11 protein-coding genes and 2 pseudogenes are annotated in these 26,006 nt (G+C 63.9%); 1 reads left to right on the plus strand and 12 read right to left on the minus strand.

Features of this window, described 5'->3' with window-relative positions; genetic code table 11:
• Positions 1-49: 49 nt before the first annotated feature.
• The 11 genes and pseudogenes from ACSW29_RS25710 to ACSW29_RS25760 all read right to left on the minus strand — a co-directional run bounded on the left by ACSW29_RS25710 (position 50) and on the right by ACSW29_RS25760 (position 22,857).
• On the minus strand, positions 50-670 hold the full coding sequence (locus ACSW29_RS25710) for a hypothetical protein (protein ID WP_448278623.1): 621 nt from the start codon (positions 668-670) through the stop codon (positions 50-52).
• Positions 667-2,109 carry a pyridoxal phosphate-dependent decarboxylase family protein gene (locus ACSW29_RS25715; protein ID WP_347872909.1) on the minus strand — a complete coding sequence of 481 codons (1,443 nt, stop codon included), beginning with the start codon at positions 2,107-2,109 and terminating at the stop codon, positions 667-669. The genes ACSW29_RS25710 and ACSW29_RS25715 overlap by 4 nt, the downstream gene beginning before the upstream one ends.
• The gene (locus ACSW29_RS25720) at positions 2,106-3,656 is read right to left on the minus strand and encodes a PfaD family polyunsaturated fatty acid/polyketide biosynthesis protein (protein ID WP_448278624.1); all 1,551 of its coding nucleotides are present in this window, start codon (positions 3,654-3,656) and stop codon (positions 2,106-2,108) included. Before ACSW29_RS25720 ends, ACSW29_RS25715 begins: the two co-directional genes overlap by 4 nt.
• The gene (locus tag ACSW29_RS25725; RefSeq protein ID WP_448278625.1) at positions 3,653-5,656 is read right to left on the minus strand and encodes a beta-ketoacyl synthase; all 2,004 of its coding nucleotides are present in this window, start codon (positions 5,654-5,656) and stop codon (positions 3,653-3,655) included. Before ACSW29_RS25725 ends, ACSW29_RS25720 begins: the two co-directional genes overlap by 4 nt.
• Positions 5,653-12,045 (minus strand): SDR family NAD(P)-dependent oxidoreductase, encoded by a 6,393-nt coding sequence (locus ACSW29_RS25730; RefSeq protein WP_448278626.1) that lies wholly within the window; start codon positions 12,043-12,045, stop codon positions 5,653-5,655. The genes ACSW29_RS25725 and ACSW29_RS25730 overlap by 4 nt, the downstream gene beginning before the upstream one ends.
• 47 nt (positions 12,046-12,092) lie before the next feature.
• A complete protein-coding gene (locus ACSW29_RS25735; RefSeq protein WP_448278627.1) occupies positions 12,093-12,698 on the minus strand; it encodes an SGNH/GDSL hydrolase family protein in 606 nt (201 codons plus the stop codon).
• Complete coding sequence (locus ACSW29_RS25740) at positions 12,695-13,930, minus strand: NAD(P)/FAD-dependent oxidoreductase (RefSeq protein ID WP_347872914.1); 1,236 nt, start codon at positions 13,928-13,930, stop codon at positions 12,695-12,697. Before ACSW29_RS25740 ends, ACSW29_RS25735 begins: the two co-directional genes overlap by 4 nt.
• A 147-nt stretch (positions 13,931-14,077) precedes the next feature.
• Positions 14,078-15,766 (minus strand): AMP-dependent synthetase/ligase, encoded by a 1,689-nt coding sequence (locus ACSW29_RS25745; protein ID WP_448278628.1) that lies wholly within the window; start codon positions 15,764-15,766, stop codon positions 14,078-14,080.
• Positions 15,767-15,847: 81 nt separating this feature from the next.
• The gene (locus ACSW29_RS25750) at positions 15,848-16,780 is read right to left on the minus strand and encodes a LysR family transcriptional regulator (protein WP_347872916.1); all 933 of its coding nucleotides are present in this window, start codon (positions 16,778-16,780) and stop codon (positions 15,848-15,850) included.
• Positions 16,781-16,974: 194 nt separating this feature from the next.
• A pseudogene (locus tag ACSW29_RS25755) lies at positions 16,975-17,232 on the minus strand (tyrosine-protein phosphatase); the annotation flags it as partial.
• A gap of 69 nt (positions 17,233-17,301) precedes the next feature.
• Complete coding sequence (locus ACSW29_RS25760) at positions 17,302-22,857, minus strand: ATP-binding protein (RefSeq protein WP_448278629.1); 5,556 nt, start codon at positions 22,855-22,857, stop codon at positions 17,302-17,304.
• Between the two features lie 1,327 nt (positions 22,858-24,184).
• On the opposite strand from ACSW29_RS25760, the pseudogene ACSW29_RS25765 reads away from it, so the two are divergent.
• Positions 24,185-24,859: pseudogene (locus tag ACSW29_RS25765) on the plus strand (enoyl-CoA hydratase-related protein); the annotation flags it as partial.
• Positions 24,860-25,059: 200 nt separating this feature from the next.
• Here ACSW29_RS25765 and ACSW29_RS25770 read toward each other — a convergent pair.
• Positions 25,060-25,290 carry a hypothetical protein gene (locus ACSW29_RS25770; protein WP_448278630.1) on the minus strand — a complete coding sequence of 77 codons (231 nt, stop codon included), beginning with the start codon at positions 25,288-25,290 and terminating at the stop codon, positions 25,060-25,062.
• Positions 25,291-26,006 lie beyond the last annotated feature (716 nt).

Raw genomic sequence — 26,006 nt, forward strand, 5'->3', positions numbered from 1 at the left:
GGCGCCGGCGGGGGGCGGATTCGTCGCACGTTCGATGTCCAGCGCGAACCTACGGTGCAGCGAAGAGCGGGAACAGCTTCGGTCCGCCGTCGGGGAGTACGATCTCCGAACCGACTCGAGACAGTCCCAGACGCTCCCAGAGCCTCGAGCTGCGCTCGCTCGACGCTTCTGCATAGACACCGACACCGTCGGCGAGCCGCAGTTCGCGCAGCGCGCCGGTCACAGCAGCCCGCGCGCCGGTCCCCCGCGAGTGTTCGCGGACAGCGGCGAACATGACATGGCAGTGCGGCGGAAGGTCGGTCGGGTGATGCTCGTCGAGCAGTTCCATCAGGACGCGGACGCGGTGGCCGGTCGGCCCGGTCGCGGACTCGAGTCGGTCCAGCAGAACTGCACTCTCGTCGACGGTCGGCACCGCGTCGGTGGGCGTCGACCAGACGACGACCGCGTCGTAGTCGCTCGAAGTAGCAACCATTCCGCCGCGATCGAGAATGTCTTCGGTGACGATCGCGAAAAATGAGTCCAGGTAGCGGCTACGTTCAGGCGTGTCGGTGGGTATTGCCCATTCGATGATCGGGTCCTGTGCGAAGGACGCCGTGAGCGTCGCAACGACGGCGTCGAGGTCGGGTTCACCGGTTACGATCGGTTCGGGTCTCATGTGGGCGGTGGTCATACGAATTCCTCCAAGGGAGCGACGGCGGAGCTGTGCACTGAAGTGGCCTGTCGATGGGCGCCGACCAGCGCGTCTATGCACCGTTCGATGTCCGCGCTGTCGGTCTGCCAGTTGCAGACCGACAGCCGCAGCGTGGGGTGACCGAACCACGTGGTGGGGCTGGCCCAGCCTGTCCCGCACCGCTGCACGGTGTCGACGATGCGGCCGAGGTGGCCCGCGGCGTCACCGTCCGGAGCGTCGAATCGAACCAGCACCTGATTGAGCACGACGTCGTTGACGACTGTGATGCCCGGCTCGTCGTCGAGGCTCGACGCGAGTTCTCGTGCGAGGCGACAGCATCGGTCGATCAGGTCGGCGACACCGTCCCGGCCCAGATGTCGCAGGGTCGCCCACAGAACAAGGCTGCGCGCGCGTCGGGACATGTCCGGTGAATAGTCGACGGGATCTCGGTCCCCGCCGGTGGCGACGGTCAGATACTCTGCGCTGGTCCGTAGCGCCGCGCGGTGCGCGTCGGGGTGAGCGCACAGAGCGATACCGCAGTCATAGGGAACGTTCAGCCACTTGTGCGCGTCGGTCGCCCACGAATCCGCGGCGGCGAGTCCAGAAACGTGACGGCGCACGGTGGGTCCTGCGGCGGCCCACATACCGAATGCTGCATCGACGTGCACCCATCCCCCACGCTCATGCGTGAGCCGGCAGATCTCGGTCAGTGGGTCGACGGAACCGGAGTCGACATTGCCGACCTGAGCGCACACGATCAGCGGACCCGTCGTCGAGTCCAGACGATCGATGAACGCGGGCAACGACATCCGGCCCTGTTCGTCGACATCGACGGGGTACACCTGTCCTGCCATGCCCAGCAGACGAATCGCTCGCGACACCGTGACGTGGCAGCCTTTGCTGACCAGAATGCGCGGTGCCGGCGCACCGATCAGACCGTCGTCGTCGACGTTCCAGCCCGCGTCGGCGAGCACGGAGTGACGGGCCGCGGCGAGCCCCGTCAGGTTCGCCGTCGCACAGCCGGTAGTGACACCGACCGACACGCCCGACGGCAGCCCGAACAGGTCGATCAACCACCGCGCAACCGTCTCTTCGACCACCGACGCAACGGGACTTGTCGCGTACAGCGCGCCGCATTGATCCCATATCGACGTCAGCCACTCGGTGGCGACCGCAACGGGATACGCACCGCCCATGACGAACCCGAGGAAGGTAGGCGCTCCCGAGTGCAGCAGTCCCGGTTCGCCGCGCGAGACGAGTTCGGACACCACGTCGTGCGGTTCCTCACCGCGCCTCGGCAAGGGCCGAACGAAGTCCGCTCGCAATCGGTCCCGGTCTGCCTCGACCCGAGTACTGTCGGCACGGCCCTCCCGGACGTACCGTTCGCTGTAGCGCGCGACGGTCGTCAGCAGACTCGCCGTCCGGTCCGGCGCAGTCATCGCTGCGGCTCCGGCACGTAGTGTGCCGCAGCGGCAGGCAAGCGAACCCCCGCGCTCCGCAGAGACGCCACGCGAGTGGCGTGCGCACCTCCGAACATCATGTGGTGCGCGATGTCCGCGACCCGACGATTCGTCGGCGCAGCGAGATGCGTACCGGCGACCCAACTGTTGAACGCGCCCATCGCAGGCCCGCACCAAATCTGATAGTCGGCCGTGCGATCGGATTCTCCGCGGATGCTCCACCCCGACGACAACCCTAGGTACCACCGAAAGATCAGCGCCATCTTGCGCTTCGGGTCGCGTTCGGCGCCGGCGAGTTGACCAGGGTCGCGTTCGGTGAAGTAGTCCACGCAACCCGCCCACACGTCGTCGAGCGGTCGCGCGAAGATCGACTTCTCGAGATCGGCTCGGCGGACGGCTGGGATCGACTCGATGCCGTCGTATTCGCGGTAGGTCTCGTACAGCCGGTGTGCGCGCGCCGCGAACATCGTTCCGCGGCGCAGCACCTGCACCTGCACACCGAGCTCGAACATGTCCGACGACGGTGCCATCGTGCAGTCCGCGACCCCGGACGAGGCCAGGAGCGCCTTCGTCGTGTCCGACTGATCGGCTTCCACCGACGACTGGTTAATCGAGCCGGTCACGACGTACGCGGCGCCCATCGCGAACGCTGCGGCCACCGCCTGAGGAGTGCCGATGCCACCCGCTGCGCCGATCCGGACCTCCGATCGACCGGGTCGTTCGCGAGCGAGTCGGTCTCGCAGCATGATCAGGTCCGGAAGCAGAACTGTCAGTGGACGCCGGTCGGTGTGACCGCCCGAATCGGCCTCGGCGGTAATGTCATCGGCCATCGGAATGTGTTCCGCCCACTGTGCCTGTTCGGCGGTGATCTCGCCGGAGTCGAGCAATGCCCGAAGCAGCTTCGAGGGCGCCGGCCGGAGGAAATGCTCGGCTACTTCCGCTCTGGACACCTTCGCGATCACCCGATGCCGCGGCTCGACGCGGCCATCACGGCCGAGCGCCAAGCCGCTGACTCGGTAGCGCACGAGTTGCGGCGTCAGATCCATGAAAGCCGACGCTTCGATACACGTCACCGCATTCCTGAGGCACGCGTCGACGATGGCCTTCTCGAGCGCGGGTTCGGTGGGACTATGGATGAGATTGCATGCGAACGGGGTGTTGCCGAGTGCCTGCCGAATAGTGTTCAGCGCCGCATCGATGCGGGCGGGAATCACCCCTGCGGCGCCGTAGGACGCGAGGTAGCCTGCCCGCGCGAGCGCGATCACCATGTCCGGTGACGCGATACCGTTGGCCATCGCTCCGGCGGCGTACGAGTATCGCACACCATGGAACCTGCGGAACGTGCTGTCTCCCAGAGATTGTGGCGAGAGGGGGCCGACGGCGCTGAGCACCCGGGCGTTCGCCGTCATCGCCGGATCCGACGTTGCGCCGACTCCGTCTGCATCGGCGACGATCCAGCACGGCGAGTCGAGGTCGAGCAGAACCGAACGCACGTCGCTGACGGCCCGTGCCACCGCGGCGGTCATCCGAGGGCTCCGCGGCGAATCGAGATGTCCGAAAGCTCGACAGCAAGGTCGATGAGCTCGTAGATGCGCAGACCTGGCTTCCACAACGACGCGTCGACGGTCACGATCACCGAGCCGTTCCTGCGCTCGACAGCCTTGATGTGCACCTCGAGTTCGCACTGCCGATCTGTGGGCAGGAACTGGCCGCGGTATTTCCACGTGAAGTCGATGTCGGCGGGGATCAGGAACTGCGGATCTGCCATGCCCGAATCGAACCCGGAGTCGAGCATCCATTCCTGAACGGCCTGGATCGCCGTCTCCACACCGAGCGATCCGGGGATCACCGGGTCGAGGTAGAAGTGTCGTGCGAAGAACCAGTCATTCGGATCGATTCGGCGCACTGCGTGCAGGTAGCCCTCGCCGTGATCACCGCCACCGTCGACGACGTCGACCTGATCGAGCAGCGCCAACGTACCCTGCGAACACAGGCGCGCACCCGAAGTGTTGCGACGCGCAGCGATGTCGATCGTGCGAACACTGCTCGGCACGTTCGTTTCTCGCCATGTCGGCTTGTTCCGTCCAGCGTCGAGACCGGTCTGGTTGCCCAGTGCCTCGTCGCTGAAATAGCCGAACATCGTCTCACCACGGTAGAACGCCTCGCCGTCGACCGACAGGGTGTAGTCGAATGTCTGAAGCGACGAACCAGGCAACATGGTCGTCGACAGCAACCGCGACGACTGCGCAATGGTCTTGTCGCGCAGGTCCACTTGACGAAGCACGGTCGCCGTGCCCCCGAGGTTACGCAGACTGAGGGTTTGGTTCGGGGCGGTGAGCGTGGGGCCGACGTACAACCCCATCAACAGCGCCGCCTGCAGGGACGTCTCCATGTACACGAAGTGCGGCACCGAGTAGTTCGCGCTGTCGGCGTAGTACCACGAGTCGGCGGGCGAGTCGTATTCACTGTCGTACGACGCCAACCGGTCGAGGACCCCCCGCGTGCCGTCGAATCGACTGACGCGATCGACCAGCAGCAAACCACCGGTCGGCAGCCGTGTCGCCCGGTGTCCGGTGTAGTGCGCGAATTCGGGTCCGAGTGCGGTCCCCTGGTCCCCGCGTGCGAGATGCGCCATGTGGAACTCGTTGAGCAAGAACCTCTCTCCACCGTGGCCGATCCTGCCGGTCCAGTGATCGAGCGTGCCCCCGGTGCCGGGTCCGATCGCGGAACCCGGCTTGTCGGTGACGGTCATCGTGACACTGACGCTCCGGCCGTCGCCCGCGATCACTTCAGCGATGACATGCGGCCGAGGAACGAGGTCTATCTGAGTGACGACGACGTCGAGTTCGGTCGAACGGGTCTCGAGCTGTGTCGGTGGGGTGGCGGTCAACAATGCGTCGGCCAGGCATAGATGCAGCCCGGCGAACACCGCAAAGGTCTCGACTGCCTGCACGGCCGCTGTCGTGGCGTCACCGTCGAATCGGGCGCGCAGGCGACCCCGACCGAGCGCACCGCCACGCAGATCGATGTCGGTGATCGCGGTCAGCGCCAGAGGCTCCGCCGCAGCGATGCGGACATCGGGGTTGGCTTCGGCTTGGTTGTAGTCCGTTCCGAACACGGCATCGATGTCGCCGCGCGAGAGCGACTCCAGCGCAGCTCGGTCGAGTGTGCAGCGATCGGTACGGGCAAGTGGTTTGAATGCTCCCTCAGGCGCCACCGCGACGGGTGCGACCGTGAGCGCTCGCAGCGGTGCGGGCGCGGTACGAGCGGACCGGAGGATCGCGTGCTGGACGCGCGTGTAGGCATCGAGGTGCGCGCGGTGCGCACCTGTGACCGCAGCCCTGATCTCGCGTAGCGGGTTCGGCCGTCCGGCAGCCGGTAGAAACGCCTTCGGGACGAAGGCCGCCGGTGCGGATGACGCGGGAGTGGATGAAGTGGGGATAGATGTGGCGCCGACCGGGTCGAACGCCTCGCCGTCGAAGGCGAGCACGCCCTCGCCGAGGTCTCGTGTAGAGCCGTCGTTCATGATTGGGACCACTGCCTTACTGATTCGCGGAACATGTCGGACAGATCAGGTGTCGTGACCACTGTCACGTCGGAAAACTTCTGAAGAACCACGCCGTCAGCCCCGATTGCGGTGGCGTCGATTGTTACGTCGGTAGAGCCCGCGCGCGGGTTGTCGACCACCACCGCCCAGGGCTCGCCCAACGGAAGCGCTGCGTAGTAGTCGATTCGGCCGATGCCGAGGGGTAGGCACGCCGAGTTCAGCAGGCGATGACCGAGTACCGGAGGCCCCTGCAGAATGACGTCCGCGAGTACGGGATTGTGCAGGACTCCGGCATACGCTCCGAGTTCGAGCGGCTCACCTCCGAGTTCGCATTCGAGCACCAGTTCGGTGTCCGAGTCCGTCAGAACTCGGCGCATCCCGTGCAGCAACGGCGCGTGGAATTGCCTGGCGTCGCGATACAACTCGCCGGCGGGCACTCCGGCACCGAAACGAGGTGCATGGTGCCGAGGAGCCTGCGCAGGATGCCCATCGAGATCCATCGTCGCAACGTAGTGAGAGACCGTCTTGGCTTTGTCGCCGCCGGTGACGAACACCCGAACGGTACGGTCATCGTCGGGGGCGACCCGGATATCGATGGATTCGATCGGGTGGTCGAAGACTATTCCCTTGTGCACGTGGAAATCTCGGACTCCTGTGACGGTCCGGCCCGGGTATGCCCGCTCGACGACGTTGATCATTGCGCCGAGACCGAAGGTCGCGGGAAGCACCGGATGCGCGCCGATTCGGTGCGCCTGAACCAGCGGATTCGTCTCCAGCTGCACGAGCCGCCGGGTAGCGACGAACGGTTCTCCCAGCGTCGGTGATCCTTCGGTCAGCGACGCGGCTTCTCCCACCAACACCACGACGTCGTCGCGGCGGTCAGGTGTGAACTGCTCGGCGAAGGCGCGAGCGCCGACAACGGGATCGAGCAAGGTAACACCGCGTGCGATGAAGTGCTCGCGCAACTCGGCCGTGACCATCCCGCCGTCCCAGGCGCCCCAATCGATCGCCGTCACGTGAAGATCGGGCCGGGAGGACACATGAGCTGCAGCGAACCGAGTGAGCGCCTCGTTCGCAGCCGCGTAGTCCGATTGCCCGGAATTTCCGTACAGCCCAGCGACCGACGTGAACAGCACGATCCTACGTAGCGGTGATGGCTCGTCGTTCGTCTCGAGCGCAACCAACACGGCACCGAGTCCGGTGATCTTGGGGTCGAGAACTCGGGAGATTTCGGCGACCGTCTTGGCGCCGATCGCCGAATCGGCGAGCACACCCGCACCGTGCACCACGACGGTGATCTTGGATGCCAGCGGGCTCAGGACGGCTCGCACCGCAGCGGCGTCGGTGACGTCGACCGCGATGTACTGTGCGCGATCGCCGAGGTCGCCGAGGTTCTCGGCGATTTCGCGGCCGGCCCGGACCGCTGCGCAGGCCCGCCCGACGTCGCGGGGTGTCGCCCCCGATCCGGCCATCGCCGTGAGTGCTGCCGACTGCAGACCGGCGTCGTTCACACCGTGTGCCCAGTCGGGTTCGGGGTCCGGGTCGGTGCGCCCGAGGAGAACGAACCGTGCGGCCGTGTGTCGGCCGAGTTCGCGTGCGCACAGCGCCGTCACACCCCGCGCGCCTCCGGTCACGAGAACCACGTCGGACTCGGTCAATTCGGTGACGCTCATGGTCGCGGTGCGGTCGACAACCGTTTGCGACGACGACGCGCCGTGCAGGCTGGGCACGATCGTCCACCGGTCACCGTTGTCGTCGATCGCCACTTCCAGCGTGTCTGCCGCTGCGTCCGATATTTCGATCAGCAGTGTTTCTACGAGAGTGTCGGCACCGACGGCTGGATGAACGTCTATGTTCCGGCAGAACAGGCCAAGCCGCTCGGCAGCAACCGTTTTCACGACACCACCGACACCACCGATCAACGCGCGCACCGGGTCGACTGTGCCGGCGAAACCGAGCGCACCGTCGAGACGAGTCAAGGTCACCAATGCCGACCGGAGCCCGCCGGAACGTTCGAGGGAAGCGTAGGCGTACTTGGCGGCGAGCAGAGCCGCCGAGAGCCGATGGCTTGCGACAGACCACTCAGTCGACGTGCCTACCACGACGAGAGCGAGCGTCACGTCGGCGTCGAACACTCCCGCAACGGTTCTCTCGATGTCGTTCGCGGTGCCGGTCAAGGGCACATGCTCGACGGACCAGCCGCGTTCGCTGAGCCCGCTCGTGAGGCTGGCAGAATCGGCGCCATCGTCTGTGAGGTCCAGAACCACTGCGGTAGCGCCGGTTACGAACAATCCTTCGATTCTGTCCACTGGTGGAAGCGCAGCGAGTTCGACGGTGTGCCGCGGCGAGGTCGCCGCGGCTTCAGCTTTTGGGTGGACATCACTCCCCGCGGCAAGGAGCTCGACGATCTGATCGAGAGTGCGCAACGTTCCGAGCTGCTCGGGCCCGAGACTGGGCAGCGACGGGAACCTCTCCTGCACAGCGCCCAACACCTGCACCCGCTTGATCGAATCGACACCGAGATCGGCTTCGAGATCCATCGACGGATCCACCATCTCGACCGGGTAACCGGTCTTGTCGGCAACTACTTCGAGCAGGGCACTGCGCACAGCGTCGGCGGATATGCCCGACGGCGAAGGTTCCGGTGGACTAGGTAGCGCAGCGGATTCGGGCGCGGAAGGTTCCGGTGTGGGGGGATTCGGTGCCGACTGCGCCAGCAAGTCGACGATCTGATCGAGAGTGCGCAACGTTCCGAGCTGCTCGGGCCCAAGACTGGGCAGCGACGGGAACCTCTCCTGCACAGCGCCCAGCACCTGTACTCGCTTGATCGAATCGACACCGAGATCGGCTTCGAGATCCATCGACGGATCCACCATCTCGACCGGGTAACCGGTCTTGTCGGCGACCACTTCGAGCAGGGCACTGCGCAGTTGGTCGGCGCTGACACCCGCGGCCTCCTCGGACACCGACACGACGGTCGGGATCTGGGCAGCCGGCTCCCGGGCCGCAGCGATCGATACGGTCGGTACCGGGACTGCAGGCGAAGCAGGCGCGATCGCAGCGGGTGCAGCTTCCTGTGTGTTCTGCTGCGCCGCAACCGGTATCGATGCGGTCGAAGTCGCAGGCCGGAACGGAGCGGGGTCGGAGATTCCGCCCGCGATCTCCAGTTCGGCGATCCGCCCCAGGACCTCGGTCGCACGGGTGTGGCTATGACTGATCGCCACACCGTGGTCTTTGACCGCTTCGATCGCTCGGATCAATCCGTCGTCGATCCGGTCGGTACTCAGAGCCTCGGCGAGGTGGCGCGCGAGTTCGAGCTGGCCGTCGAGGTATCGGTCATGGGTGTCGAGGTGCGCGGCAAGGGGAGAGGACTCGTTTGTCGCTGGACGTGGATCGTTGGAAGGCACGGTCGTCTCCGAGGGTCGAGTTGCCTGAGGGGCGGGCGTGGGCTGGACAGGAGCCGGAGCGGGAGCAGTCGACGGCGTCGACGCAGCGGCTGGAGTGTGCGCCGGGGTGAGCGCGGACACTCGGTATCCATCGGCGAGTGCATCGGCGTAGGCCGCACGGCGGGTCGGCGGCACGTACTCGGGAGCGGACAGCGCGACCGTCATACCGCTCCCGGTGCGCGGCGGCGGCGGTGTAGAGGCGTAGCGGTTGACCTGGTTCAACGTGACACCCAGCACGATCAATTGAGCGGCCGCACGCTTGAGCGAGAGGTCACTGTTTCCGAGCGGACCGATATCCGTAGCGATGGCAACCACGTCGTCGCCCAGAGTGCGATGAACCAACGAAGTCAGGACCTTCTTCGGGCCGAACTCGACGAACACGGTGCACCCGTCGGCGTGCATCGCTTCGAGCGACGCGACGAATTCGACTGGCTTCAGCAATTGCTCGACAAGCATCGCGGCGTTCTCGGCCGCGTCGGATCCGTACTGGCGATCCGGCGAATTCGCGTAGACGGGAATGGACGGTGCTCCGACACCGACAGCGTCGACTGCAGGTGCAAACGCATCGACCGCGTGCGCGACGTACGGGGTGTGGAACGCGGCCGACACCGGGAGCTCACGAGTGGCGACCGCACGCTCGGCCGCGGACGCGATCACCGCGTCGATCGCAACGCGCCCACCGCCGACAACCACCTGATCGGGCGCATTGTGGTTGCAGATCCAGACGTCGTCGATGTCCTGGACGATCGAGTCCACGACATCGCGGTCGGCAGCGACTGCGAGCATCGTTCCGTTGTCTTCGTCGGACGTCGGTGCCATCGCAGCACCGCGGGCACGCGCCAGAGTGAAGTAGTCGCCGGTCTCGAGTGCGCCCGACGCCCACAGCGCGGTCAGCTCGCCGAAGCTGTGGCCGGCCAGAGCATCTGCTTCGAAACCGAGTTCCCGGAAGAACTGGTACTGCCCAACCGATAGCGCGCCGATCGCCGGCTGCGCGAATTCCGTTCGACGCAAAGTGGCGTCGTGTCGCTCGCGAGTCTCGTTGTCGAAGACCGGCGGTGGGAACACGATTCGGCCCAGCCGTTCGGTAGCGTCCGCGAACGCTACGTTCGCGAGGTCGAACGCCTCGGCAACCGGCGGCGTGTTGAGAAGAGCGTCGGTCCCCATGTCGACGTACTGGCTACCCTGGCCGGAGAACAGCGCACCAACCTTGATCCGGGGCAGTGCAGCCGCGCGGAAGAACAGACCCTCCGGATGACTCCACTGCTCGGACTCTCGATTGCGGATCAGTTGTGCAACGCCCAGCTCGCGCAGCTGCGCCTCGTCCTCGTCATCGACTGCGACGAAGCCGAGTCGCGCATGATCGCTCGGAATCTCGCCGCCGTCGACCGACTCACCGGAGCGGACAGCCTCGATCAGCGAGTCGACATCGGCGGCATGCCACACGTGAACACGGGGCACGCAGTGCAGCGGGCGTACGTCCGCGCGGGGCGCGTTGCTCTCCTCGAGTACGACATGGAAGTTGGTGCCACCGAATCCCATCGCCGACACCGCAGCGCGGCGCACCGGTCGCTGCGGGTCACGAATCCACGGACGCGTCGCGGTGTTCACGTACAGCGCTGCGTCCGAATCGATTCCGGCGTTCGGCGCATCGACGTTGATAGTGCCGGGCAGAACTTTGTGGTACAGGCCGAGTGCGAGCTTCATGAGACTCGCGGTTCCCGCAGCGCCCTTGGTATGGCCGATCTGCGACTTCACACTTCCGACAGCGGCATACGACGTCTCGTCACCGGCGTCGCGCAACAAACCACCGAGCGCTTCGATTTCCGTTCGGTCGCCGACAGCGGTACCGGTCGCGTGCGCTTCGAACAATTCGACCGAGGCAGGTGAGCACTCGGCGTCGGCGTAGGCGCGGTCGAGCGCGATCCGCTGGCCTTCCGCACGGGGGGCGTAGATGCTCTTGGACCGCCCGTCGCTCGATGAGCCGAGGCCACGGATCACTGCGTAGATACGGTTGCCGTCGCGCTGAGCGTCCGACAGACGGCGGAGCGCAACCATGCTGATGCCCTCGCCGAGCAGCGTGCCGTCCGCTTGTGCAGAGAAAGGGCTGATCTGCCCGGTCGGAGACAGCGCGCCGACCTTGCTGAAGCACAGGTAGATGAAAATTGAGTTCTCGGTGTCCACACCACCGGTGATCATCGTGTCGGCTCGACCGTCCAGCAGTTCTGCGACAGCGGTCCGCAACGCTGCGAGCGAGGCGGCACACGCCGCATCCACCGTGCAGTTGATACCGCCCAGTCCGAACCGGTTGGCGACGCGACCCGCGACCACGTTGGCGAGCAGACCGGGGAACGAATTCTCTTCCCACGGCGCAAACGCTGCAGTGAACTTGTCTGCGATCGCGTTGACGTCCTCGGTCGACAGACCACAGCTGCGCGCCGCTTCTTTCAGGATTGGCGTGGACAACCGAGCGGCGAGCGGATGCATCAGTGGAACCGGTCCGGTCGTGCCGAGGACGACACCGGTGCGAACAGGGTCGTACCAGGACGATCCCGTCGCGCCGGCGTCGATCAGGAGATCACGAGCAACGCCCAAACTGAGCGTCTGCATCGTCGACGTCACTTCGAGCTGGTTGGGCGGCAATCCGAATTCGAGGGGATCGAAATCGACATCGGGGAGAAACGCTCCGCGGCGGGAGTAGGTCTTGTCGGGGGCAGTCCTGTCGGCGTCGAAATAGTCGTCGAGGCTCCACCGAGACGCCGGAACCTCCTCGGTGCAATCGACACCGTCGACGATGTTCTGCCAGTACTCCCGGTGGCTCGTGGCTTTCGGGAACAATCCGGACATTCCGACGATCGCAATAGGGTTGCGAGCGAGTCGACGGTCTTCGAAGATGTCGGATCCGGTAGTGGATTCGGCGGTCACGATGGTCCTCTCGGGTTTCATGCGAAGTGACGTGCGGCGAGCGAATATCAGGCTGCGAGGGTGGTGGCAGTCGTCTGGTAGACGAGTTCCACTGCGGAGGCGGCGAACTCACGATGGCCGGTCGAGCTCGGGTGAAGGCCGTCGGAGGTCCACATCTCGCCCTCCGCCCACTGGGGGGACGCGGCGATGTCGAGAAGAAGCGTTCCCGTGGTGCGGGTGACCTCGACGAGTGCGGAGTTCGCTTCGGTGAAGCGCTCGCGCAGCAGTTCCCGGAACCGGTCCGGCACCGGCAGCCTCGCTGGGATGTCCGGGTACGTGGCGGTGAATACTGTTGCGCCGCCGGTACGCAGCTTGTCGAAGATCGCGTGCAGGTTGTCCTCGAACCGGGGCCGTTCGTAGTCACTCACCAGATCGTTGACTCCCACGACGACACCGTAGAGCGAGGAACGGGTCGCAAGCGCACCGGGAAGCTGCACATCGAGGACATGTGTCGTCGTGGCGCCGTGTGTGCCGAAGTTGCGAACCTTGTTGCCGCGCAGCCCTAATTGTCCTGCGAACCGCGGGACCCAGCCGCGGAAGCCGCCGCCCTCGACCGGGTCGCCCCGGCCTTCGACGAAGCTGTCGCCGACGACGGTCAGAGTCGCGGTGCTCACGCCGACGTCAGATGTCGGTCGCCGTGCGGAAGGTCAACTTCCGCGTACAGATCGGCGAGATTGGCGGGAGAGAAGAACTCCTCACCCGGGATACCTCCGGCGATGAGCCCGAAGAACTTCTTCGTGTACTCCGGACTCTTGCTCGCTGCACGGAAGACCGAGTCGTAGTACGGCGTCAACTTCAGGTCGGAGATACTGGTGGTCAATTCGTACGTGCCTGCGCTCTGTTCGTCACGAGTATTCTGGTAGTCCTCGAGCGCATCGCTCATCGGCCGCGAACCAGCCAGACCTTCGTGTACGCGCTCGGAGAGCAGCTCTGCGTACTTGAACGAGTCGGTAATCCCCCAGCCGGTGAACGGATCCTTGTGGTAGCCCGCGTCGCCGACCAATGCCCAGCCGGGACCGAAGGAGCGTCGGTAGAAGTTGTCCGGGTAGAGCATCGGACGGAACGGCTCTTCACGAACGGCGCTGTCGCGCAATTCTTCACCGTACTTCGGGTCGACTGCGTCGACGATCTCCTGCATGCCGCCATCGGGGTCCGCACGGAAGTCGCGGAACCGGTCGCGCTTGCGCATGACGGCCACGAGGCTGAGACCGTCGTTGGTGGGCCACGACGCGAACTGCTGCTCGCCGAAACCGGTGCGGTGCTGCATCCCCCAGTCGATCCCGGAATAGTACGAGTAGTAGATGAAGCAGCCACCGGGCGACGTCTTGTAGATGTCCGCGCCGACTTTGCTCGCGACGGTCGAGTTGGCACCATCCGCGCCGATCACGATCGAGCTGCGGAACTCCTGCTCCGGACCATCACCCTCGTGTCCACGAATTCCCCGCACGACACCGTCACTGATCACGAGTTCGTCGACGGTGAAGTTCTCGATCACCTCGACTCCCGCTTCGCGGGCGCCGTCGACCAAAATCGAGTCCAGGACGGTGCGTCTCGGGCAGTAGACGGCGTCGAGGCCGTCGATCGGGTCTGCGAACCCGTCGAGGGAGATGTCGGTGTAGGAGAAGTTCAGGTGTCGAATCGGCGGGCAGCCGGACTCGATCACCTTGTCCAACAGTCCCCAGTCCTGCAGCCGCGAGAGCCCTGCCTGGTGAATGTAGTGAGTCGAGACCGTGTCGCTCGGGAACGTCGTCCGATCGACCGCGAGTACTCGATATCCTTTCCGTGCGAGCAACATTGCTACCGAAGATCCTGACACCCTGGCGCCGACAACGATGACGTCGTACATAGTGAATCCGCTCCTGTTCGATCGGTTTTGAGTCTCGTGCTCTCGAATCTCAGTGTTTCTGTCGTAGGGACCCGATGCGTGTCCGAAGAATGGTTCGGCATCGGGCGATCGGTCTGCCCTATAGCCGACCTGGGATCAGTAGGTGTGTTATCGAAGTGTTTGCGGGGTGGCCATGTCGTAGATGTCGGCGATCTCGGCGGCGAACGTCGCTTCGATAGCAGCCCGCTTCAATTTCAGTGACGCCGTCAGCAATCCGGAATCGACCGTAAAATCGACTGATAACACACGGAATTGACGAATCGACTCGGCACGCGAGATCAATGAGTTCGCGTCGTCGACGGCCGCTTGCAGCTCGGCGCGTACCAGGGCGTCGTCGAGACCGACCGCTGCCGGGTCGAGGGTGATCAACGCGACCACGTACGAACGCCCATCTCCGATCACGACTGCATTGCTCACGAACGGATGCAACCGAATTCGGTCTTCCAGCGGGGTGGGCGCCACGTTCTTCCCACCCGAGGTGACCAGAATCTCTTTCTTACGCCCCGTGATTCGAAGATAGCCATCGTCGAGCTCGCCGATGTCCCCGGTATGCAACCAGCCGTCGGCGTCGACCGGAGACCGATCCGCTGCGGCACCCCAGTAGCCCCGTGTGACGTTGGCGCCGCGGACCAGGACTTCGCCGTCGGGAGCTATGGCCACGGTCGTCCCCGGTATCGGCCGTCCGACCGTTCCGATGCGATTGGTCTTCGGCTCGTTCACGGTGACCGCCGTTGCGGATTCGGTCATTCCGTAGCAATTGAGGATATCGACACCGAATCCTGCATAGAACCCGGCGGTGGAGTCGTCCAACGATGCGCCCCCGGAGATCACGGAGCGCAGGCGCCCGCCCAGCATGCCGAGCACTGGCCGCGAGGGAAAAGCGGCCGATGCCTGTTTTCCGGACCCGAGCACTGTCAATCCGTCCGACACCGCAGCTTCCTCCGCACCGCCTTCGAGGTGTGGACGGGCGGCCTTGCGGATCTTCTCGAGGGCGTACGGAACGAGAGCAAGGAAAGTCGGCTTGATCTGCGGCAGCGCCGCAACCGTATCGGGAATACCTGGCAAGAGGTGCGTGTCCGTGCCGCCGTACAGCGTTGCGAACAGAATGGTCTGTCCGAACACGTGGGCCAGCGGCAGTCCCAGCGCGGTCACCGCCTGGTCGTCCGCGGTGCCGCCGAACATGTCACCGGCCCGAACAACTGTGTTGGCCGCGGCCGCAAACATGTTGCGGTGACTGAGCATGCAGCCCTTGGCCGGCCCGGTGGTACCGCTGGTGTACACGATCATCGCGAGATCGTCACGATGGACTGCGGCGATGCGATCATCGGGGGCGGTCCGACTGGTCGAACGCGACCACTGTGACACCGTCTCGAACGACCACACCGTTGCCGCACCGGCGTCGCTCAGCCGTTCGGCATCGAACTCGCTCTCGGCGGCGAAGTGGGTGGATCCGGAGTCTGCCACGATGTGGCGGATCTGATCTGGGGAGGATGTCGGATACACGGGCACCACGACACCACCGACAGCCAGCACCGCCAGGTCGAGGACGACCCAGTCCAGGCTCGTGCGGCCGAGCACGGCGACGCGTTCGCCCGCGCCCACTCCGGCCTCCACGAGGGCCGAAGCAAGACTCCGGACGCGGTCCGCGACCTCGAGGCACGTCAGCGATTCGGATTGCCCGCGCTCTCGTAGGGACGGTCGACCCGGTGTCCGGTCTGCGGCGTCGAAAATGATGGAGGAGAGGCCCGACTTCTCGGCCAACTCGACGCCGGGCCCGGAGAACGACTGAGGATTCATGAATACCGATTCAACACGTGCAATTCTTGGGCGGCAATGACCAAAAGACTTGCGCGCCAATGGATATTCCTATCCACGACGTCAGACTGCGAGCCCCACTTCCGACGGACATTTCACGCTCTCCGGAGGCTCGATGCAATCCAGGAAGGAATCGACAGCTGGATTCACTTCACCGGCGCGCCAGACGGCGTACAGGTCGATGACCGGAACTGGGTCGAACAGCTTCACGGCAACCGAGTTCGCCCCGACCGCTCCCATTCCCACCGAGGTGGCCCGCGGAAGGGATGCGAACCCGACGAGCGGTTTGACCGACACGACGTGTGCCGTTGCACCCGGATCGTCGGCGGTCTGGGCGATCTTCAGCGCGATCTTGTTGTCCGCAGCCGCGGACAGGATCGAGTCGTACATCGCCGGGCACTGCTCGCGTTCGAACAACACGCACGACTGGTTGGCCAATTCGGCAAACGGAACGCCAGGCCGACCCGCCCACGCATGCCCTTTGCCCACCACCGCGACAAGGGGAACCCGATGCAGGACCCGACGATGACGAAACTCGGCAGTGTGCGGATGACCGTAGACAAGAGCGACGTCGAGAACTCCGTCCGCCAACGCCGAGAGCTGCGGGCCGGTTCGCTTTTCCCACAAAGAGACCACCAAGTCGGGGTGTTCCTTGCTCATCTTCGCCAATGCGTACGGCAGGATGTGCCTGCTGGCCGGGAAGTTGTAGCCCACATTGAGCGATCCCGATCGCCCAGCTGCCGTCGACTTCGCGATACTCGCAGCCTTGTCCACCTGTTGAACGATCAATCGTGCTTGGGTCACGAACTCTTTGCCCGCCGAGGTCAACTTGACCTCATGCGAGTTCCGGGCGACCAACATCACGTCCAGAGACTTCTCCAATTTCTGCAGTTGGGCACTCAGAGACGGTTGCGTCATATGAAGCCGAGCCGCAGCTCGCCCGAAATGCAACTCCTCAGCGATGGTGATGAAAGCCATCAGGTGCCTGAACTCCATGGTGCTCCCCCAGTTAGTTCGTGGGAATGACACTATCGAGGGGAAATAACTGCACGTAAACAGAGCGAAACCGTGCGGTGCCGCCGCGGTGTCAGCTGAAGGTTTCGCGATCGCGTTCAGCGTTGGCGGACCGCGGCTGGGGACACCGATTGCACGAGACTACTGCCGAAGAGTTTGTTCGGCCCAGGTGAGGATCACACGCAGTCATTCGGCCCGTCAGTCAGCAACGTACCCCTCACGTCGGCCAGATCGGAATCGCTGACGCCGATCGCATTCGGGATGTCGATCGGCCCCGCTCTCAACATTTCAGGCTCGCCACGAAGATCGGATACCGGCCCCACTCCAAGCCGTCTCATTTCAGTGCGGCTCCCTTCGTCCAACCTCGACAGCTCCGATGGTCTAAAAGCAACCCGCACCGAACGGCCCCCCTCCGCTGTACGGACGCCACCGACGTCTCGAAAATTTCAAGCACCCGACAATCGAAATCAGTTGATAGAAAATGGCTTTGCCATCAGGATATATTACCGCGGCATCGCGTCGGGAGTAGTTCCCGAAGGTGTCCGATTCGGAAGGTATTGTTTCAGAACGTCATTCGCCTTCTCAGGTACATATGAAATGCGCGCCATTCCTCGTTCGACGGCCGCTATGATCTGCGGTCGCAGTTCGGCTGCGGGGACGATGCGGTCCACCGAGCCGACCTGCTGCGCACGCTCGATGTTGTGGATGGCCTCGAATTCCGCCGCCACTTCACCCAGCTTGGCATTGCGCACATCGACTCTGGTCGACGCGAGCTCCACGCGCAGGTGAGCACGGTCAGCGTCGGTCTCCGCCGCGGTCAGCTCGGCTTCGAGATCCTTCACTGCTGGGTCCGCTGCGGTTCGGGCATTGACGTCGCGAGTGAACACCACCGCCGCAGCGGGTGCGCCACCCAAGACGGAGGCGAACGACCCTTCGACTGCCAGCACTTCCATGTTGTCGTTGAGAGCTCCGGAGAACACGACGAATGCACCGCCGTGGTACCGCGAGACGACGCAGAAGACGATCGGTCCGTCGAAGTTGACTATCGCGCGGCCGATTTCAGCGCCGTACTCCAGCTGCAAAGTACGTAACGACTCGGGCGAGCCGTCGAACCCGGACAGGTTGGCGAGGACCACCAGCGGCCGACTTCCGCTGGCCGCGTTGATCGCGCGGGCCGTCTTCTTCGACGAACTGGGAAACAAAGTTCCTGATGTCCATTGGTCGGGTCCATCGGCGGGGAGCAAGCCCTTACGGGGGATGGCCCTGGACTCGATGCCGATCACGCTGACCGGGATTCCCGCCAGGTGGGCGTCGAACACGACGGAGGTGTCGGCGTCGGCCATGTCGGCCCAGCGCTCGAGAACGCAGTGATCCTGATCGACGACGGCCCGCATCACGGTGCGAATATCGAAAGGCTTCTTGCGATCCGGATTGGTGACCGACGAGAAGACTTCGCCGACGGTGGTGAAGTCGCTTGACGGGTGGGTGTGCGGGAAGCTACGCACGTCGCGATCGACGGGGTCCGTGGTCGCCGCGCGCCTCGGGAACCGTTCGCCGGGAGCGAGGTACGAGTGTGCGTAGTGGCGGAACAGGATCTCGCACGCCGCGGTGAGGTCGGGGGCCCAGTACTGAGCCTGGCCGTTGGGGCCCATGACGCGGTCGTAACCACCGATACCGAAGTTGTCTTCGGCCGACACACCGCCGGAGTAGTCGAGAGACTGCTTGCCGGTCAGCACCATTGCGCTGTCCGGAGTCATCACCAGAATGCCCTTGGTGTGCATCAACATGGTGGCTTCGGCGTTCCAGTAGGGCTGAGCGCCGACGTTGATTCCGGCGACGACGATGTTGATCTCGCCGCCGCCCTGGGTGAAGGTGATGATGCGGCGCAGCCCGCGGGCCACCCAGTCCATGTTCTCGGTTCCGGTCGACATCGAGATGGTGGCACCGGAAGACAGTGCGAACCACTCGACCGGAGCGCCGATCTTCTCGGCCAGGTCGACCGCGGCGACGATGCGTGAGCATTCGGCCTCCGCGACGGTGCCCAGCGCCTTGGTGGGGTCACCGAAGAGCGCGACGCGGGTGACTCCTTCGGGGTACCGCGCGCTCGGAGTGGTCACGACGCCGGTGATGATGCCGGCCGGGTTGTGGCCGTACGGACGGTCGACAGGGTTGAGGGTGCCCGCGACGTCGAAGTCGTATTCGGTGAACGTGCCACCCGATCCGGTGAGCAGCGGAATGAGTTCGTAGGGGTACACCGTTCCGCGTGCTTGCGAACGCAGAACCTTCTGCGTGTACTCGTCGAGCGGACGCATCGGTTCGGTCGGCTTGGCCGTCACCTTGGCGACGATTCCTGCGCCGGAACGGTACGAGAACCGGATGGCCACGTCGCGAGGTGTCGACCGTGCCCCGTCCTCGAGTCGGGCGATCAGGGTGATCTCCTCTAGCCCCGCACCGACCGTCGACGGGGCGATGTGACGCGCGATCGACGCCAGGCGGTCCTCCGGAACGTCGAGCACCGGCCAGACGTAGAGAGTGACGCGGTTGGCGTCGAGCCGCTTCTTACCGCGTTGAGCCTGGGTGCGGCGGATGCCGTCGAGGCAGGCGGCAACGGTGCGCTCGATCTCCGGTACCGCGACCACGTTGCCATGTTCGTCGAGTTGCGTTGTGACGCTGCGTACCTCGGCGAGTGCCATTAGTCGCTCGTCCGACGGGTTCGCTTTCGCCGTGAGCCGGAACAGGTAGGTGCCGGCGGCGGTGGGGAGCCGCTCCCCGTCGAAGTTCTTCAGTCGCCACAGGTCCAGGCGCTGCCCGGTGAGCGGGTGCATGTCGCGGATGATCAGGTCCTCGGACAGCGGCTCCGATCCGTCGGTTCCCGTGCGGCGGAGTGTCACATACCGAATTTTGCCTCCGCAGACAATGACGGTGATACGACGCCAGCCTCGCGTTCGTGGGTGCTCACTCAGCACGGCATGAATGGTTGACGAGATGTCGTCCCCATCGGCCGGCGCATCCGGCCATGCCAGGTACAGATCAACCGCGAGATGCGCAGGGTCCGGTCCGGCAATATCGTCGACGACATCCAAGGTTGACGACAGATTACCGAAATGGGTTGCAGCTGTGATTAATTGAATACGTTCGCCAGCAAGGTCGAAGTTGCCGGTGACAAAGAACTTGCCATCGCGGTCGAAGGACTTGATATCTTCGAGCGTCCGGATCTCGTAGTATTGGCGAGTGATGACCTCGAGCAGCGCACCGGGATCGAAAATGCGTTGTGCGAGTAGGCCGATCAGCGGCTGCGGGGTTGCGACGAGTGCGTCGATTCGGGACGAGTAGTCCATGGCGTCGGGGTTGTCGGCAAGATATTTCAGGCTGCCGCGGACGTGGTCGTAGGTCTTTTCCCTGGCAGTGCGGATCTGCGGCTCGTCGAAGACGCGGAAACGTAGGTTACGCGCGAAGTCGCCGATGACAGGGTAGCGGGCCTGGGTGGCGATGATGAGGCGTTCGAGTACCTCGGCCAAGGCAGCGGTGGCCTCGGGTGGCGTCGAAGGATCAGTGAGCCGGTGGTCGAGCAGTGCGGCGATGACCGGGACATGGTTCTCCATGCGCTGGAGTGCGAGGAAGACGCGGTACACCGCTTCCTCGAGCTCCGATGTCCGGCCGTCGACAGCATCGGCGTCGTAGTGCTCGAGGACCCGGGAGAGCCTGGTCCGAAACGAATCCGGCAAGCCCTGAATGTCCACGTCGAGCGAGTGCAGGAACGAGTGAAAGTGCTCGCGTGGGCTGTGCACCCGCTCATCGGTACGCTCCTCGTCCATCGTCGGGCGATTGCGAGACAGTTCACAGATGTCGGCGAAGGTGTTGAGCAGGGCCAACTCTGCCTCGACGACCTGGGTGTCGTTGCGGGGAACCTCACTGCGCAGAGTCTCGTACTCGGAAAGCAATGTCTGTGCGCGCGAGGCGCTGACGTCGAAGCCGGTGATCAGTGCAGCCAGCTCGTCGAGCTGTGCGAGGGCCTTGCACCGGGGTGTCTCACCCTCGGGTCCGTCCACCGCGCGAAACTGAACACGAGCAGTCAGGTGCGACGCTTTCTGCTCACCCGCCTGGTCGACGCGAAGTAGTGCAGCTCCCGAGTCGACCTGACCGTTGACCGAGGCGAGTACTTCGCGGACACGTCCCGCGTACGGCGACCGCACGGCAGTTTCCATCTTCATGGATTCGAGGACGACCAGCGTCTGACCGGCTTCGACGTCGTCACCGACAGCGACCTGCACTGCAACGACGACGGCGGGTGCAGGTGCACGCACGAGGCCGGCTTCGTCCTGGCTGATCTGATGACTGATGCCGTCGACCTCGACAATGAAGTGGGCGGCTCCGGCGACGGTGACGATCTGATATCGACGGTTGCCCAGAACCAGACGACTCTTGAAATCGCCGAGGCGCTCGACATCGACTTGTAACTCGCCGCTGTCACCGTCGACGCAGTACCGGTGTGGCGCAATCTGGCCGACACCGAACTTGTAGGCATGGCCCTGGTAGTTCAGTTCGACGGTCCGGCCGATGGTGTGGCTCGCGCGAGGTCGTCCGCCACGCGCGGAAGACAGGAAGCCGGCGCGTTCGCGAGCCTCCTCCGCATCGTACGCGTCGATCGTTGCTGCAATCAGTGCGATGTCAGCAAGGGCGGTGGGGCCCGTCGGGGTGCCGGCGTCGATGCGGTCGAGCCAGCCGGTATCGGCGGAGGCGGAGATGACTTCTTCGCGGTCGAGCAGGTTCAGCAGAAAGGATTTGGTGGTGGTGCCGCCTTCGATGACGACTGTCGTCTCACGTAGTGCGTTGCGCAGTCGGGCGAGGGCCTCGTTGCGATCGCGTCCCCAGGCGATGACCTTGGCAACCATCGAGTCGTAGTCGGGAGGGATGACGTCGCCCTGCGCGATACCGGTATCGACGCGCAAGCCACTGCCGAGAGGGAACTCGAGGAGTTCGACGCTGCCCGGTGCGGGCGCGAAGCCGTTGTCGGCATCTTCGGCGTTGAGTCGGGCCTCGACGGCGTGACCGAACTCGGCCGGACACGGGCCCTCGAGCTGGTCCCCGTCTGCAACGAGGATCTGCAGCTTGACCAGGTCGATGCCGGTGGTGAACTCGGTGATGGGGTGCTCGACCTGTAGCCGAGTGTTGACTTCGAGGAAGGTGAAGTTCTTCTGTTCGGGCTGGTACAGGTATTCGACGGTACCGGCGCCCGCATAGCCCGCAGCTCGGATGAGTGCACTCGACACGGCGCGCAGATGATCGGCCTGTTCCTGGGTCAGTAGCGGCGAGCTGGATTCCTCGATGACCTTCTGGTTGCGGCGCTGGATCGAGCAGTCGCGTACGCCGGGGGCCCACACGTTGCCGTGGTTGTCGGCGATGATCTGGACCTCGACGTGGCGGGCATCGGTCACCAGGCGCTCGATAAACACGACCGGGTCGCCGAACGACCGTTTGGCCTCACCTTGGGTGCGTTCGAGTGCGAGTTCGAGTTCGCTCTCTTCGAAGACCTTGCGGATGCCGCGGCCGCCGCCGCCGCTACGAGCCTTGATGATGAGGGGATAACCGATGGCCTGTGCGTGCCGACGCGCATCCGCACGGGTCTCGACCGGTCCACCGCTCCACGGTGCCACCGGAACCCCGACACGTTCGGCGAGGAGTTTGGCCGCGACCTTGTCGCCGAGCAGGCGCATGGCGTCGCCCGACGGCCCGATGAAGGTGATGTTCAGACGCGCGCAGATATCCGCGAACGCGGGGTCCTCCGCAACGAATCCCCAGCCGACCCACACCGCGTCCGCGCTGGACTCGACGAGCGCACGCTCGAGTTCACTGTGGTCGAGGTAAGCGGACCCCACCTGGGGTTCGCGCAGGGTCACTGCCTCGTCGGCCTTCCTGACGAACATTGCGCGTCGCTCCACCTCGGTATGCAGGGCGACCGTCCGAATGCCGTAGCCGTGCTCGGCGTTAAGTTCGTTGACTGCCCTGATCAGGCGTACTGCCGCCTCACCCCTGTTGACTACTGCAATCCTCTTGAACATCACATTCCCTGATTCGTCAGAAGGTATCGAACAATGTCGGTCTTCGGGCTCGTGCGGAGGCATCGGTAGCACCCCGCCCGGCGCACCGACCAAAAACGGAACGCCCGGTCGCACTGTCGGTGATTCGCGCGTTGCACTGGATCACGCGACGGGCAACCCCGAACCCAAGTCCAAGCCGACCCGCGCTACGAACCGAACGATGCATCAGAGGTCCATACAGGACAAATGCCGAAGTGGCACTCAAGACACACACCATCATCGAGTTCCCGTGGGGCCCCTCATCGCCCGTCCGCACCGGGTGGCGGTGCGGTGGAATTCGTCGAGTACATCTCTTTCGCAAACCGAGCAGGTGCCCGACAAGACCTACCCGTCCACTACACACGCGCAGAACAAGATCTGCCAACGCTTGCGTTCGTGAATAGCTCCGCAAAAGCGAGTACTGCTTTACTTCCTCCCCGCCGACACCGATGTGCACCGGAACAACCCGAATACAATCCGCTGTATCCAGGGATGCGAGGTCGGCATGATTGCCCTCCGCTCCACCGGGCGTCCGACGACAACCACCGTGTACACGCCGGCTTTCAGCATCGTCTCGTGCTCCATCGATTGAAGATCGTTTTGCACACTCCAGGCTCGGGGACCACCCACCGCTTGCGCGCCGCGAAGGGCACATCACGTTCGTGCGATCAGCGTCGTCTATCGCGCCGTCCCGGCCAAAATCGGCGCAGGAACTTCATCGACCATCGAACACGATAGCGCGCAGGCATCGACCAGCTGACCGCAAAGTCAACAACTTTCACACACGAACACCAGCCCGCCGGACGAAACGTGATGGTCGACGGGCGAATCATCCTCCCGCTTCGCCTCCGGACGCAGAAGGAAGCGAACACCACCGGAGTACGAACACCTACACGTTCAATAACCACGGGCCTTCGAACAATGCTGTGGACAGTGCCGATTTCTCTCAGACTATCTCGGCTGGAGAGCAGGCCGACGACATCTTTGCAGTGACCGACGCGCTCGAAAAGTACATCACGGAAAGCCTCGCCAATGCCGATGAGGTTGAGGACATCATCGCGAACCTACGGGTTGAGTCCGCCCATCCGCAGTCAAACAAACAGAGTCTGCGCGCACTACTCGGGGGCGCGATCCTGGCTGTGCCGGTAGCAGCTGGAACAGATATTTGGAACGCAGGTCTCCGAATTGGCCGTCACGGCTGTGCAATCGCTTGCCTGATACCCGCAGCAAAATTTTCCGACCCCGCGCGCCCCCCTTACGGGAGTAGAAGGCGACTCAGGATACCCGCTCGAACGCGGGCGAGTCCTGGGACCTCGCCGAATTGGATCGGGAAATACGTGCCATCGTTCTGACCGGAGCAGGCGAATCCACGTTCTGCGGCGGTGCCGACCTGAAAGCGCTCGCCACCGGTGGGCCGGACGCCGTCACACCGCCGGAGACAGCAGACTGGGGATTCGCTGGAATTGTGCGGCACCCGATCTCGGTGCCGATCATCTCAGCAGTGAACGGTTCGGCTTTCGGCGGTGGCACCGAGCTGGCCCTTGCCTCAGATCTCATCGTGGCATCAAGCAAGGCGGCATTCGGCCTGCCGGAAATTCACCGGGGACTCATCGCCGGCGCGGGTGGGGCATTCCGGCTTGCTTCCGCGTTACCCGAACATATCGCCCTCGAGCTCCTCCTCACTGGGCAGATGCTGACTGCACAGGATGCAGCACGATGGGGTCTGGTCAATCGAGTGGTGCAACCCGCCGAGGTACTGAGTACCGCAATGGAACTCGCGGAACTGTGTGCATCCGGCGCTCCCCTGGCGGTACGAGCATCGAAGCGAATGGCTCGCGGCATTACAGACGGGGTCATGACTCACGAGTACGAATCCTGGGAGAGAAACAAGAGAGAGCTCGATCTCCTCGCTGCGACAGCGGACGCAGTAGAGGGCATCACCGCTTTCATCGAGAAGCGCTCGCCAGAATGGACCGCGAAATGATGAAGAACGCAGGCGGCGACCCCGCTGACGGCGCTGTCAAGTAGTTGAAATCCACTGGTCTGGAATGATCCCGTGGCGTCGTCAACTTGACAACACCCGCGAGATCTCGTTTGTCCGCACGAAACATGAAGGATGGTCATCACCGCAAAATTCACCGCCATGACGAATATCGTCTGACGATACTGAACTTCACTATTCCCTTAACCTGTGAGCACGGGGCGGTCTCCTGCGGCGATGTATCGGGCGAACATGTCGATATTGTCCCTCACGAACGCACCGCGGCACGCCCGTCTGAGGATTTCCTCCACTTCCGGTAGCGGTTTCCAGCAGTGACTGCGATACACGCTGTCGAGGAATGGATGCAGAGCTCTACGAGCAAGGTCACCCATATCGGCGTGGGCGCCGTCGAATCTCACCCGCACCTCACTCATCGCTCGGCCGCCTTCGCACACGGACCCGGAACCCCGATCGCCGAACAAGATCCCGGAACGACCGCGTTACGCGACGAATACATGCCGGTACACATCCTTTCGAGGTACATCAAAACGTACGCAGAGCAGAATGTGGCGATCTCCGCGAAACACTCAATTGGTTGCGATTCATTCACGACAGCTGGCCAATCACGTGCCGGCTTCTCCCCCGTGCAACTCTCACACGAACATCGCCGCCCCTACTGTTCCGGAAGACATTAGGGGATAAAGCCGAAATATGTTGTACCGCAGATCATATTGTGCGTTAGGCCAGTCAGCGTTCCGCTGACAGGAGCTGATGTCAGCGGAAGGTGAGTGCGACTGCTTCGCCAGCCTCGACGGAGTAGCAGTTGACGACAAGCACACAACGTATGCCCTACCACTCAACCCCGCCTTTGATCCGCAGATGCGACGCACACTCTCATTCTCCGACAGCAGCGCAGCCACATGACGTGCAAGTTATACCTCAGCGAACTCTTGTTCAAGTTGCACATTTCGCAGACATCGAACAGTGCTAAAGGTCCTGTCCTTGAAAAACTACCCACCATCTGGGAATGCATAGATATCAGAACACGTAAGGGCGTCAACGCCCTGTTGCCGGAAGTGATATTTTGGATTTTCAGCGCATTTCACCTAAATTGTAGTTAGTCTTCAGCTATCTGCGCCTCCGAGCATCA

This window comes from Rhodococcus sp. GB-02, from assembly GCF_053470465.1.